At 67.3% G+C, this 13,419-nt stretch carries 8 protein-coding genes; 5 read left to right on the top strand and 3 right to left on the bottom strand.

From position 1 onward, the window contains the following. Window positions 1-146: 146 nt before the first annotated feature. Window positions 147-1,793 (bottom strand): dihydrolipoyllysine-residue acetyltransferase, encoded by a 1,647-nt coding sequence (aceF, locus tag HWX31_RS32035; RefSeq protein WP_175934008.1) that lies wholly within the window; start codon window positions 1,791-1,793, stop codon window positions 147-149. A gap of 70 nt (window positions 1,794-1,863) precedes the next feature. Then, window positions 1,864-4,560, bottom strand: coding sequence for a pyruvate dehydrogenase (acetyl-transferring), homodimeric type (gene aceE, locus HWX31_RS32030; protein WP_174963479.1), 2,697 nt, complete (start codon window positions 4,558-4,560; stop codon window positions 1,864-1,866). A gap of 273 nt (window positions 4,561-4,833) precedes the next feature. Here aceE and fixL point away from each other — a divergent pair, with 273 nt between their 5' ends. The 4 genes from fixL to HWX31_RS32010 all read left to right on the top strand — a co-directional run bounded on the left by fixL (window position 4,834) and on the right by HWX31_RS32010 (window position 11,366). After that, entirely contained in the window at window positions 4,834-7,350 is a 2,517-nt protein-coding gene (fixL, locus tag HWX31_RS32025) for an oxygen sensor histidine kinase FixL (RefSeq protein WP_059616062.1), read from the top strand. Beyond that, the gene (gene fixJ, locus HWX31_RS32020; protein WP_006493245.1) at window positions 7,347-7,985 is read left to right on the top strand and encodes an oxygen response regulator transcription factor FixJ; all 639 of its coding nucleotides are present in this window, start codon (window positions 7,347-7,349) and stop codon (window positions 7,983-7,985) included. The genes fixL and fixJ overlap by 4 nt, the downstream gene beginning before the upstream one ends. A gap of 235 nt (window positions 7,986-8,220) precedes the next feature. Then, complete coding sequence (gene folD / locus HWX31_RS32015; protein WP_010091935.1) at window positions 8,221-9,078, top strand: bifunctional methylenetetrahydrofolate dehydrogenase/methenyltetrahydrofolate cyclohydrolase FolD; 858 nt, start codon at window positions 8,221-8,223, stop codon at window positions 9,076-9,078. Between the two features lie 200 nt (window positions 9,079-9,278). Then, on the top strand, window positions 9,279-11,366 hold the full coding sequence (locus tag HWX31_RS32010; protein WP_174963476.1) for a M3 family metallopeptidase: 2,088 nt from the start codon (window positions 9,279-9,281) through the stop codon (window positions 11,364-11,366). Window positions 11,367-11,426: 60 nt separating this feature from the next. Here HWX31_RS32010 and dinB read toward each other — a convergent pair whose 3' ends face one another. Beyond that, a complete protein-coding gene (gene dinB, locus HWX31_RS32005; RefSeq protein WP_174963474.1) occupies window positions 11,427-12,590 on the bottom strand; it encodes a DNA polymerase IV in 1,164 nt (387 codons plus the stop codon). A gap of 132 nt (window positions 12,591-12,722) precedes the next feature. On the opposite strand from dinB, the gene HWX31_RS32000 reads away from it, so the two are divergent. After that, window positions 12,723-13,415, top strand: a complete 693-nt coding sequence (locus tag HWX31_RS32000; protein ID WP_174963472.1) for an aspartate/glutamate racemase family protein — start codon at window positions 12,723-12,725, stop codon at window positions 13,413-13,415. Window positions 13,416-13,419 lie beyond the last annotated feature (4 nt).

Raw genomic sequence — 13,419 nt, 5'->3', positions numbered from 1 at the left:
TTTGGTTACTTTTCTTTGGCAAGACAAAGAAAAGTGACCGCCGCCCCGCGCAGGGGCGACGCATGCAGACCGTCATGAAAGCAAGTTCAACGACGAGGCGCGGACAACCGACATCCATGCGCCCCCGCGAGCAACTCCCACGCTCATCAAAGAATCACTCGACGGAAGTCGCCCAGGAGCGCGCCGAGATACGCATTGAACCGCGCGGCTTCCGCGCCGTCGATCACGCGATGGTCGTACGACAGCGACAGCGGCAGCGTAAGCCGCGGCACGAACTGCTTGCCGTCCCACACCGGCTTCATCTGGCCGCGCGACAGGCCGAGGATCGCCACTTCCGGCGCGTTGATGATCGGCGTGAAGTGGGTGCCGCCGATTCCGCCGAGCGACGAGATCGAGAAGCAGCCGCCCTGCATCTGGTCCGGCTTCAGCTTGCCTTCGCGCGCGGCCTTCGACAGCTCGGCCATTTCCTTCGCGATCTCGACGAGGCCCTTCTTGTCCGCATCGCGGATCACCGGCACGACGAGGCCGTTCGGCGTGTCCGCGGCAAAACCGACGTGGTAGTACTGCTTGAACACGAGGTTGTCGCCGTCGAGGCTCGCGTTGAAGGTCGGGAACTTCTTCAGCGCGGCGACGACCGCCTTGATCACGAACGCGAGCATCGTGAACTTCACGCCCGCCTTCTCGTGCTCCTTGTTCAGCTGCACACGCAGCGCTTCGAGGTCGGTGATGTCCGCTTCGTCGTTGTTCGTGACGTGCGGGATCATCACCCAGTTGCGATGCAGGTTCGCGCCCGAGATCTTCTTGATGCGCGACAGCGGCTTCGCCTCGAACGGGCCGAACTTCGCGAAGTCGACCTTCGGCCACGGCAGCAGGTTCAGCTCGCCGCCGCCTGCCGGCGCGGCCGCTGCGACCGGCGCCGCGCGCTGGCCGGTCATCACGCCCTTCACGAAGTTCGTGACGTCTTCCTTCGTGATGCGGGCCTTCGGACCGCTGCCCTGCACGCGCGCCACGTCGACGCCGAGCTCGCGCGCGAACTTGCGCACCGACGGCGACGCGTGGCTGGCACGGTATTCGCCGGCCGGCGCAGCCGCCGGAGCCGCTGCAGCAGCCGGAGCCGGCGCAGCCTTCGGTGCGGGCGCCGCGGCGGCCGGGGCCGGAGCGGCTGCGGCCGCCGGCGCGCTCGCCTGCGGCGCCGCTGCGGCGGCCGGCGCACCGGCGGCCTCGAGCAGCACGATCAGCGTGCCTTCCGACACCGCATCGCCGACCTTCACCTTGATGTCCTTCACCACGCCGGCGGCCGGGCTCGGCACGTCCATCGTCGCCTTGTCGGACTCGAGCGTGACGAGCGACTGTTCCTTCTCGACCGTGTCGCCGACCTTCACGCCGATCTCGATCACCGGCACGTCCTTGTAGTCGCCGATGTCCGGCACCTTCACTTCGAGCACGCCGCCGGCTGCGGCCGGCGCGGCTGCCGGCGCCGGAGCGGGCGCCGCGGGCGCTGCCGCCGCCGGGGCCGCGGCGGGCGCGGCCGCGCCGTTCGGCTGTGCGGCTGCGCCGCCTTCGAGCAGGATGATCAGCGAGCCTTCCGACACCGCATCACCCACCTTCACCTTCACTTCCTTGACCGTGCCGGCCGACGGGCTCGGCACGTCCATCGTCGCCTTGTCCGATTCGAGCGTGACGAGCGACTGCTCGGGCTCGACCGTATCGCCCGCCTTCACGAGCACCTCGATGACGGGCACATCCTTGTAATCGCCGATATCCGGCACCTTCACTTCGATCGCTTGACTCATCTTTTTGTGTCTCCAGAGCCGCGCGCGCCCCTCCCGGAAGCGGCGCGCGGCATCACACGGCGCGTGTGCGTTAAACGGTCATCGGGTTGGGCTTCGACGGATCGAGGTTGTACTTCGCGATCGCATCGGCGACGACCTTGCGGTCGATCGTGCCTTCGTCCGCGAGCGCGTTGAGCGCCGCGACCGTCACCCAGTAGCGGTCGACTTCGAAGAAGTGACGCAGGTTCGCGCGGGTGTCCGAGCGGCCGTAGCCGTCGGTGCCCAGCACGACGAAGCGGCGATCGATCTGGCCGCGGATCTGGTCGACCAGCGCGCGCACGTAGTCGGTCGATGCGATGACCGGACCCTGCGTGTCCTTCAGGCACTGCTGCACGTGCGACAGGCGGCGCTCGTCGGTCGGATGCAGCAGGTTCCAGCGCTCGACTTCATGACCCTCGCGCGCGAGCTCGGTGAAGCTCGGCACGCTCCACAGGTCGGCGGCGACGCCCCAGTCCTTCTCCAGCAGGTCGGCGGCGGCGATCACTTCGTTGAAGATCGTGCCCGCGCCGAGCAGCTGCACGCGCGGCGCCTTCTTGCTGGCGTCGGCCTTCCTGAACGCGTACATGCCCTTGATGATGTCGGCCGCCACGTGCTCGCCCTGCGGAATCGCCGGGTGCTCGTAGTTCTCGTTCATCACCGTGACGTAGTAGTACACGTCTTCCTGGTCCTGCACCATGCGGCGCAGGCCGTCCTGGATGATCACCGCTAGTTCGTAGCCGAAGGTCGGGTCGTAGCTCACGCAGTTCGGCACCGATGCCGCCCACAGGAGCGAGTGGCCGTCCTCGTGCTGCAGGCCTTCGCCGTTCAGCGTCGTGCGGCCCGCGGTGCCGCCCAGCAGGAAGCCGCGCGAGCGCATGTCGCCCGCGGCCCATGCCAGGTCGCCGATCCGCTGGAAGCCGAACATCGAATAGAAGATGTAGAACGGCACCATGATCTCGCCGTGCGTCGAGTACGACGTCGCCGCCGCGATCCAGTCGCACATGCCGCCCGCTTCGTTGATGCCTTCCTGCAGGATCTGGCCGGTTTCCGATTCCTTGTAGAACATCAGCTGGTCGGAATCTTCCGGCACGTACTTCTGGCCCTGCTGGTTCCAGATGCCGATCTGGCGGAACAGGCCTTCCATGCCGAACGTGCGCGACTCGTCCGGGACGATCGGCACGACGCGCTTGCCGAGCGCCTTGTCCTTCAGCAGGATGTTCAGGATCCGCACGAACGCCATCGTCGTCGAGATCTCGCGGCCTTCGCCCGTGCCCTTCAGGAGCGGCTCGAACGCGTCGAGCGCCGGCACCGGCAGCGACGTCGCCTTCTCGCGGCGCTGCGGCAGGTAGCCGCCGAGGTCCATGCGCTGCTTGCGCATGTACTCGAGCTCCTTCGAGCCTTCCTCGAACTTGATGTACGGCACGTCGGCGATCTGCTCGTCGGTGATCGGCAGGCGGAACTGGTCGCGGAACTTCTTCAGTTGCTCGACCGGCAGCTTCTTCTGCTGGTGCGTGATGTTCATCGCCTGGCCCGACTCGCCCATCCCGTAGCCCTTGATGGTCTTCGCGAGAATGACGGTCGGCGCGCCCTGCGAGTTGCTGGCCTCGTGGAATGCCGCGTAGATCTTGTGCGGATCGTGGCCGCCGCGGTTCAGCGCCCAGATGTCGTCGTCGGACCAGTCGGCGACCAGCGCCTTCAGTTCCGGCGTGTTGAAGAAGTGCTCACGGACGAACGCGCCCGATTCCGACTTGTACGTCTGGTACTCGCCGTCGACGACTTCCATCATGCGGCGCATCAGCACGCCCGTCTTGTCGCGCGCGAACAGCGCATCCCAGCGGCTGCCCCAGATCACCTTGATCACGTTCCAGCCGGCGCCGCGGAACTCCGATTCCAGTTCCTGGATGATCTTGCCGTTGCCGCGCACCGGGCCGTCGAGACGCTGCAGGTTGCAGTTGATCACGAACACGAGGTTGTCGAGCTTCTCGCGGCTCGCCATGCCGATCGCGCCGAGCGATTCCGGCTCGTCCGTCTCGCCGTCGCCGAGGAACGCCCACACCTTGCGGCCATCCGTCTTCGCGATGCCGCGCGCCTGCAGGTACTTCATGAAGCGCGCCTGGTAGATCGCCATGATCGGGCCGAGGCCCATCGACACGGTCGGGAACTGCCAGAAGTCCGGCATCAGCCACGGGTGCGGATACGACGAGATGCCGTTGCCGCCGACTTCCTGACGGAAGTTGTCGAGCTGCTCTTCCTTCAGGCGGCCGAGCAGGAACGCGCGCGAGTACACGCCCGGCGACGAGTGGCCCTGCACGAACACGAGGTCGCCGCCGTGCTGATCGGAAGGCGCGTGCCAGAAGTGGTTGTAGCCGACGTCATAGAGCGTCGCGGCCGATGCGAACGACGCGATGTGGCCGCCGACGTTGGTGTCCTTGCCCGCGCGCAGCACCATCGCGAGCGCGTTCCAGCGGGTGTACGAGCGGATCTTGTGCTCGATTTCCTGGTCGCCGGGGATCTTCGCCTGCGCGCCGACCGGAATCGTATTGATGTAGGGGGTGGTAGCCGAGAACGGCAGGTGCTCGCCGCGCACGCGCGCGAATTCGATCTGCTTCTCGATCAGGTAGTGCGCACGACCAGTGCCGACGGAGGAGATCACACCGTCGAGCGCCTCGAGCCATTCAACGGTTTCCTGCGGATCGTCGTCACGCTCGGCGGCGACATACTTCATCACTTCGTTAGGTACAGCGGACATTCTCGTCTCCTGGTCCGGAAATGTGAGGATCGCTCTTCGTGCAGACGACGCGGCGCGACCGGCTGCGGGCAAGCTCCAGCGGATTGTAATGAGCACGTACGGCCGCGCGCAACAAAATTTTCGAATTGTGAGATCATTTCCCGCCATACGAAATATTGCTGCGGCGCACCCATGCCTCGGGGCTCCGCGGCACGTCGCCGTGCAACAAATCCGTTTCCGTTCAACATATCCGGTATAGGTTTTCCATATATAGCGCTGCGCTACAATCCTGCCATGTTGACCGATCGGCTTTTCGCACGCTCGGCGCGACCGTCGGGCCCGCCGGCGGAGTCGCAGCCGTCCCGTTGGCACCACGGACCGTGGTGGTCCAACTCCTATTTGCTGACGCCCCTCCTGTCGATCCTCGTGTTCCTGGTGGTGATGAGTCTCATTCTATGGAGCCTCAACCGCCGCGAGCAGCAGCAGCAGGAAGACACGCTGTTCCGCAACGTCGCGTGGGCGCAGCAGCAGATCCGCCTGTCGATGACGGGCGCGCAGGAGCAGCTCCAGGCGCTGTCGCGCGACCTCGCGTCCGGCCGGCTCGACCAGAACGGGTTCCAGATGGCGGTCGCGGACGTGATGCAGACGCATCCGGAAATCCTCTACCTGAACTGGTACACGGCGCCGGGCACGCAGCGCTGGCCGGCCGTGCATCCGCCCGTGCTCGGCCAGCGGCTCGCGCGGCCGGGCGACGCGCAGATGCAGGATGCGGTGCGCGGCGCGTACGACGAGGCGCGCAGCTCGCGCCGCCAGGCCTATTCGCCGCTCGTCTACGACGACTTCGGCAACGGCTACATCACGCTGCAGACGCCCGTGATGCGCGGCGACCGCGAGTACCTCGGTGCGATCGCCGCCGTGTTCTCGGTCGAAGGGATCCTGAAGCACGACATCCCGCAGGAGCTGTCGTCGAAATACAAGATCTCGATCACCGACGCGAACAACCGCGAGCTGTCGTCGACGTCGTCGCGCCCGCGCCTGCCGCGCGACTCGCACTACGACCTGCCGCTCGATCCGCCCGGCCAGGGCCTGACGGTGCGCGTCTACGCGTTCCCGCAGCTCACCAACCTGACCAACAATACGCTCGTCTGGCTCGTCGCGGGGCTGTCGTGCTTCGTGCTGTGGAGCCTCTGGAGCCTGTGGAAGCACACCCGCCAGCGCTTCGAGGCGCAGCAGGCGCTGTACGCCGAGGCGTTCTTCCGCCGCGCGATGGAGAACTCGGTGCTGATCGGCATGCGCGTGCTCGACATGCACGGCCGCATCACGCACGTGAACCCGGCGTTCTGCCGGATGACCGGCTGGGACGAGAGCGACCTCGTCGGCAAGGTCGCGCCGTTCCCGTACTGGCCGCGCGATTCCTACCCCGAGATGCAGCGCCAGCTCGACATGACGCTGCGCGGCAAGGCGCCGAGCTCCGGCTTCGAGCTGCGCGTGCGGCGCAAGAACGGCACGCTGTTCCATGCGCGCCTGTACGTGTCGCCGCTGATCGACAGCGCCGGCCGCCAGACCGGCTGGATGTCGTCGATGACCGACATCACCGAGCCGAAGCGCGCACGCGAGGAACTCGCCGCCGCGCACGAGCGCTTCACGACGGTGCTCGAGAGCCTCGACGCCGCGGTGTCGGTGCTCGCCGCCGACGAAGCCGAGCTGCTGTTCGCGAACCGCTATTACCGGCACCTGTTCGGCATCCGCCCGGACGGCCACCTCGAGCTGTCCGGCGGCGGCTTCGACCGCGCGCAGGCGTCGTCCGACTCGATCGACATGGTCGACACCTTCGCCGGCCTGCCGGCCGCCGCGCTGACGGGCAGCACCGCGGACGCGCAGGAGGTCTACGTCGAGAGCATCCAGAAGTGGTTCGAGGTGCGCCGCCAGTACATCCAGTGGGTCGACGGCCACCTCGCGCAGATGCAGATCGCGACCGACATCACGACCCGCAAGAAGGCGCAGGAGCTCGCGCACCAGCAGGAAGAGAAGCTGCAGTTCACGAGCCGATTGATGACGATGGGTGAAATGGCGTCGTCGATTGCTCACGAATTGAACCAGCCGCTCGCGGCGATCAACAACTACTGCTCGGGCACGCTCGCGATGGTCAAGAGCGGCCGCGCGACCACCGAAACGCTGGCGCCCGCGCTCGAGAAGACCGCGCAGCAGGCGCTGCGCGCGGGGATGATCGTCAAGCGGATCCGCGAATTCGTGAAGCGCAGCGAGCCGAAGCGCCAGCCGGCGCGGGTCGCGGACATCGTCGCGGACGCGGTCGGGCTCGCCGAAATCGAGGCCAGGAAGCGCAGGATCCGGATCGTCACGGAAATCCTCGCAAGAATGCCTATTATTTATGTCGACCCCGTGCTGATCGAGCAGGTGCTCGTGAACCTGATGAAGAACGCGGCCGAAGCGATGGCCGACGTGAAGCCGGCATCGGCCGACGGCGTGATCCGCGTCGTCGCCGATCTGGAGGCGGGCTTCGTCGACATCCGCGTGATCGACCAGGGTCCGGGCGTCGACGAAGCGACCGCCGAGCGCCTGTTCGAGCCGTTCTACAGCACCAAGTCCGACGGCATGGGCATGGGGCTGAACATCTGCCGCTCGATCATCGAATCGCATCGCGGGCGTCTGTGGGTGGTCAACAACGTCGAGGCGGATGGCCGCATCTCCGGCGCGACGTTCCACTGCAGCCTGCCCATTGGGGAACCCGCTGATCTCGGCCGAGGGGGGTCCGAGGCATCGGCATCACATACCGTTACGGGAGAATTATGAATAGCCCAGTCACCACCACTCAGGAAACCGTCTTTGTCGTCGACGATGACGAGGCCGTGCGCGACTCGCTGCGCTGGCTGCTGGAGGCGAACGGCTATCGCGTGCAATGCTTCTCGAGCGCCGAGCAGTTTCTCGATGCATACCAGCCCGCGCAGCAGGCCGGCCAGATCGCGTGCCTGATCCTCGACGTGCGGATGTCCGGCATGAGCGGCCTCGAGCTGCAGGAACGCCTGATCGCCGACAACGCCGCGCTGCCGATCATCTTCGTCACCGGTCACGGCGACGTGCCGATGGCCGTGTCGACGATGAAAAAGGGAGCGATGGACTTTATCGAGAAGCCGTTCGACGAGGCGGAGTTGCGCAAGCTCGTCGAGCGGATGCTCGACAAGGCCCGAAGCGAAAGCAAGAGCGTCCAGGAACAGCGCGCCGCGAGCGAGCGCCTGTCGAAGCTGACCGCCCGCGAGCAGCAGGTGCTCGAGCGGATCATCGCCGGCCGCCTGAACAAGCAGATCGCCGACGACCTCGGCATCAGCATCAAGACGGTCGAAGCGCACCGCGCGAACATCATGGAAAAGCTCAACGTCAACACGGTGGCCGACCTGCTGCGCCTCGCGCTGTCGAAGAAACAGGCGTGAGCCCCCGCGCGGCCCGGCCGAGCCTGCCGGGCCCGCGCCGCCCCGCCCCGATGCGGCCTGACCGCGGGGCGGCGACTTCGCATTCAGGCGGCCGGCGATCCTGCGGCCCGCCGATGACGCTTCCCGCGCATTCGCTGTCGGACGGCGGCAGGCGGACGGTATAATTCCGTGCTTTGCTGCGGCGCACCCCGACGCGCCGCACGCCCGCATTCCAACTTCCGCAGAACCCACCACCATGACAGCCCTCCTCATCGACGGCAACGCCCTTTCGAAGACCTTGCGCGCCCAGGCCGCCGAACGCGCCGCCGCGCTGACCGCCCGCGGCCACCAGCCCGGCCTCGCGGTGATCCTCGTCGGCGACAACCCGGCCAGCGAAGTCTATGTGCGCAACAAGATCAAGGCGTGCGAGGACAACGGCTTCTTCTCGCTGAAGGACCGCTATCCGGCATCGCTGTCCGAAGCGGACCTGCTCGCGCGCATCGACGCGCTGAACCGCGATCCGAAGATCCACGGGATCCTCGTCCAGCTGCCGCTGCCGAAGCACATCGACAGCCACAAGGTGCTCGAGGCGATCGCGCCGGAGAAGGACGTCGACGGCTTCCACGTCGCGAACGCGGGCGCGCTGATGACCGGCAAGCCGCTGTTCCGCCCGTGCACGCCGTACGGCGTGATGAAGATGTTCGAGGCCCACGACATCCCGCTGCAGGGCGCGAACGCGGTCGTGATCGGCCGCTCGAACATCGTCGGCAAGCCGATGGCGATGCTGCTGCTCGAAGCGGGCGCGACCGTGACGATCTGCCATAGCAAGACGCGCGACCTCGCCGCGCACACGCGGCAGGCCGACATCGTCGTCGCCGCGGTCGGCAAGCGCAACATCCTGACGGCCGACATGGTGAAGCCGGGCGCGACCGTGATCGACGTCGGCATGAACCGCGACGACGCCGGCAAGCTGTGCGGCGACGTCGACTTCGCGGGCGTGAAGGAAGTGGCCGGCCACATCACGCCGGTGCCGGGCGGCGTTGGCCCGATGACCATCACGATGCTGCTGATCAACACGATCGAAGCCGCCGAGCGCGCCGCCGCGGCCGCTTGACCAGCCTCCTCCCGCCGGCGCGCGTCCGTGCGCCGGCATCCGGCCGGCCGCCATCGGGCGTGTTCCGGCCCCGCCTCAATCGCGCCGTTAGAAACTATCGATTGGAAAGCGCGCGATGCGCCCCAATAATGTCGATATCGGGCGCCGCTGCGCCCTCCCCCCATCACCCCCGGTTCATCCGGCAACAGACAGGGAGTCTTATGTCCGCAAGCGCCAATACCAATCCGCTCCTCGACTTCTCCGGCCTGCCCCGTTTCGGCGAGATCCGCCCGGAACACGTCACGCCCGCGCTCGACACGCTGCTCGCCGATGCCAACCGCGCGGTCGACGCCGCGAGCGCGAGCGCGACGCCGGCGAGCTGGGCGGACGTCGTCGAGGCGGTCGAGCGCGCGACGGAGCCACTCGGTCGCGCCTGGGGCGTCGTCGGCCACCTGAACGCGGTCGCCGATACACCCGAGCTGCGCGCCGCATACGGCGAGAACCTGCCGCGCGTGACCGAGTTCTGGTCGAGCGTCGGCCAGAACCTCGCGCTGTACGAGAAGTACAAGGCGATCGCGGCAAGCGCCGAATACGCGACGCTGTCGGTCGAGCGCAAGAAGATCCTCGACAACGCGCTGCGCGACTTCCGCCTGTCGGGCGCCGAGCTGCCGGAAGACCAGAAGCCGCGCTTCGCCGAACTGCAGGAGCAGCAGGCCGCGCTGTCGAAGGCGTTTTCCGATCACGTGCTCGATGCGACCAATGCGTACGCGTATGTCGCGCAGGACGAGGCCGAACTGGCGGGCCTGCCCGGCGATGCGATCGAGGCCGCCCGCGAAGCCGCGCAGAAGGACGGCAAGGACGGCTGGAAATTCACGCTGCATTTCCCGTCCTACTTCCCGGTGCTGCAGTACGCGGACAACCGCGCGCTGCGCGAGACGCTCTATCGCGCGTACGCGACGCGCGCTTCCGAACTCGGTCCGCAATACGGCGGCGGCAACGCCGAGTGGGACAACACGGCGATCGTCGCCGACGAGCTGAAGCTGCGCCGCGAAGAGGCGCAGATGCTCGGCTACCGCAACTTCGCCGAGGTGTCGCTCGCGCCGAAGATGGCCGAGTCGCCGCAGCAGGTCGTCGCGTTCCTCGAGGATCTCGCGACGCGCGCGCGCCCGCACGCGGACCAGGACTGGGACGAGCTGCGCGCGTTCGCCGCGAAGGAACTCGGCCTGGCCGAGCTCGCGCCGTGGGACGTCGCGTATGCGGCCGAGAAGCTGCGCCAGCAGCGCTACGCGTTCTCGGAAAACGAGGTCAAGCAGTACTTCCCGGAACCGGCCGTGCTGAAGGGCCTGTTCACCGTCACCGAAACGCTGTTCGGCGTGCGGATCAAGGCGGACGACGCGCCGGTCTGGCACAAGGACGTGCGCTTCTTCCGGGTCGAGAATCGCGACGGCTCGCTCGTCGCGCAGTTCTATCTCGACCTGTACGCGCGTGAAGGCAAGCGCGGCGGCGCGTGGATGGACGATGCGCGCTCGCGCGCGAAGCGCGGCAGCAGCGTGCAGACGCCGGTCGCGTACCTGACCTGCAACTTCTCCGCGCCGATCGGCGGCAAGCCCGCGTGCTTCACGCACGACGAGGTGATCACGCTGTTCCACGAGTTCGGCCACGGCCTGCATCACATGCTCACGCGCGTCGACGAGCTCGGCGTGTCGGGCATCAACGGCGTCGAATGGGATGCGGTCGAGCTGCCGTCGCAGTTCATGGAGAACTTCTGCTGGGAATGGGACGTGCTGTCGTCGATGTCGTCGCACGTCGACACGGGCGCGACGCTGCCGCGCGCGCTGTTCGACAAGATGATCGCCGCGAAGAACTTCCAGAGCGGCCTCGGCACGCTGCGGCAGATCGTGTTCTCGATGTTCGACATGCTGCTGCACGTCGATTTCGATCCGGCGGGCGCGATCGGCGTGAACGACTTCGCGCGCGAGATCAACGAGCGCTACCACGTGATCCCGCAAGCGCCGTTCTCGCGCTGGCCGAACACGTTCAGCCACATCTTCGCGGGCGGCTACGCGGCCGGCTACTACAGCTACAAGTGGGCCGAAGTGCTGTCCGCGGATGCGTACGCGGCGTTCGAGGAAGCCGCCGCAGCCGGCGGCAGCGTGCTCGATGCGGCGACCGGCACGCGCTATCGCCGCGAGATTCTCGAGGTCGGCGGCAGCCGTCCGGCGATGGATTCGTTCAAGGCGTTCCGCGGCCGCGAACCGCAGATCGACGCGCTGCTGCGCCACAACGGGATGGCGGCGCCCGCGCACTGAGCGCCCCGCCCGTTTTGCACGCATCGATGACGACGGCACCGCATTGCGCGGTGCCGTTTTTCATGGCGCCGGCGGCTCGGGTTCGAATAGCGCGATCTGCCCGTGCCGCTCGGCGGTGTCTTCGTCGATGCGCACGCCGACACCGAGCAATCGCACCGGCTGCGCGCGCCGCATCAGGCCCTTCGCGAGCAGCGCGACGGCCGTTTCCGCGTTCGTCGCATCGGCGACGCATTCGACCGTCGTGCGCTGGAAATCGGCGAAGCGGATCTTCACGTACAGCTTGCGGATCGACCGCGCGGCGCCCGCGCGCACGATGCGCGCGTCGAGCTGGACGGTCAGCTTGCGAATCTCGGCCGCGCATTGATCGAGCGTCGTCAGGTCGGTCACGTAGGTCGTCTCGACGCTGACCGACTTGCGCTCCTGGTCCGCCTGCACGGGCCGCGCGTCGATGCCGCGCGACAGCTCGTAGAGGCGCCGCCCGAACGCGCCGAATTCGCGATGCAGATCGATCAGCGACCAGTCGCGCAGCTGCGCGCAGGTCTGGATGCCGAGCCGGTCGAGGCGCGCGGCCGTCACCTTGCCGACGCCGTGCAGCTTGCGCACGGGCAGCGCCGCGACGAACGCGTCGACTTCATGCGGGCGCACGACGAACAGGCCGTCGGGCTTGTTCCAGTCCGACGCGATCTTCGCGATGAACTTGTTCGGCGCGACGCCCGCCGACACCGTGACGCCGACCGTTTCGAACACCCGCTGGCGGATCTCGCGGGCGATCAGCGTCGCGCTGCCCTGGCACCGCTCGGAGCCGCTGACGTCGAGATACGCCTCGTCTAGCGACAGCGGCTCGACGTCGGCCGTGTAGTCGCGATAGATCGCCATGATCTGGCGCGACGCGGCGCGGTACTTGTCCATCGCCGACGGCAGGATCAGCAGGTCCGGGCACTTGCGCATCGCGAGCGCGGACGACATCGCCGAATGCACGCCGTAGCGCCGCGCCTCGTAATTGCAGGTCGCGATCACGCCGCGCTGATCCGGGCGGCCGCCGACCGCGAGCGGACGCCCGCGCAGCGACGGGTCGTCGCGCATTTCCACCGACGCGTAGAAGCAATCGCAGTCGCAGTGGATGATCTTGCGCACGCGCGGCGGCGCCTCGGCCGGTGGCGGCGTGCTCGGATCGGCTGGCGGAATGGTGGTCGGGCTCACGGTGCCGATACTGTACAAAAACACAGTTCCGGTTTCAACTGCCCCGTGCTGCCACGCACGGCCGCTCCGTACCGGCCGGCTTCGCGCGAAGCGTACCGCCGGGCGCGCGCTCGCGCACCTATACTCGCGGCGATACGGCAAACAGGAAGGTTGCGAATGAAGACGATCGGACTGATCGGCGGGATGAGCTGGGAATCGTCGGCGGAATACTATCGGATGCTGAACCGGTATTCGAAGGCGCTGCACGGCGGGCATCACAACGCGAAGAGCGTGATGGTGACGGTCGATTTCGCGGAGATCGAAGCGTTGCAGCGCGTGCACGACTGGCCCGCGCTCGGTGCGCACATGGCCGCCGCCGCGCGGCAGCTCGAGGCGGCGGGCGCGGACCTGATCGTGCTCACGACCAACACGATGCATCGCGTGCACGACGCGATCGAGAGCGCGGTCACGCTCCCCTTCCTGCACATCGCCGATCCGACCGGCGAAGCACTGCTTGCGGCGGGCGTCTCGCGCGTCGGCCTGCTCGGCACCCGCTATACGATGGAACTGCCGTTCTATGCGCAGCGGCTGCGCGAAAAGTTCGGGCTCGACGTGCTCGTGCCGGAGGAACGCGAACGTGATGACGTGCATCGGATCATCTACGACGAGCTGTGTCACGGTGTGGTCGACGCGGGGTCGCGCGCGACGTATGTGACGATCATCGAAGGACTTGCGAAGCGTGGCGCGCAGGCCGTGATCCTCGGCTGCACGGAAATCACGCTGCTGATCGGCGCGGAGGATTCGCCGTTGCCGGTGTTCGATACGACTGCGCTGCATGCGCAGGCGGCGGTTGAGTGGGCGGCGGAGTGACAGG

Origin of the sequence: Burkholderia ubonensis (assembly GCF_902833085.1) — a bacterium.
GTDB classification, from domain to species: domain Bacteria; phylum Pseudomonadota; class Gammaproteobacteria; order Burkholderiales; family Burkholderiaceae; genus Burkholderia; species Burkholderia ubonensis.
The sequence above is the reverse complement of the archived record's forward strand: the minus strand, read 5'-3'. Positions and strand labels throughout refer to the sequence as shown.

What these genes read in the sequence shown, in the direction of transcription:
- aceF (WP_175934008.1), bottom strand. Translation starts at nt 1,793, where the DNA reads ATGAGTCAAGCGATCGAAGTGAAGGTGCCGGATATCGGCGATTACAAG.
- aceE (WP_174963479.1), bottom strand. Translation starts at nt 4,560, where the DNA reads ATGTCCGCTGTACCTAACGAAGTGATGAAGTATGTCGCCGCCGAGCGT.
- fixL (WP_059616062.1), top strand. Translation starts at nt 4,834, where the DNA reads ATGTTGACCGATCGGCTTTTCGCACGCTCGGCGCGACCGTCGGGCCCG.
- fixJ (WP_006493245.1), top strand. Translation starts at nt 7,347, where the DNA reads ATGAATAGCCCAGTCACCACCACTCAGGAAACCGTCTTTGTCGTCGAC.
- folD (WP_010091935.1), top strand. Translation starts at nt 8,221, where the DNA reads ATGACAGCCCTCCTCATCGACGGCAACGCCCTTTCGAAGACCTTGCGC.
- HWX31_RS32010 (WP_174963476.1), top strand. Translation starts at nt 9,279, where the DNA reads ATGTCCGCAAGCGCCAATACCAATCCGCTCCTCGACTTCTCCGGCCTG.
- HWX31_RS32000 (WP_174963472.1), top strand. Translation starts at nt 12,723, where the DNA reads ATGAAGACGATCGGACTGATCGGCGGGATGAGCTGGGAATCGTCGGCG.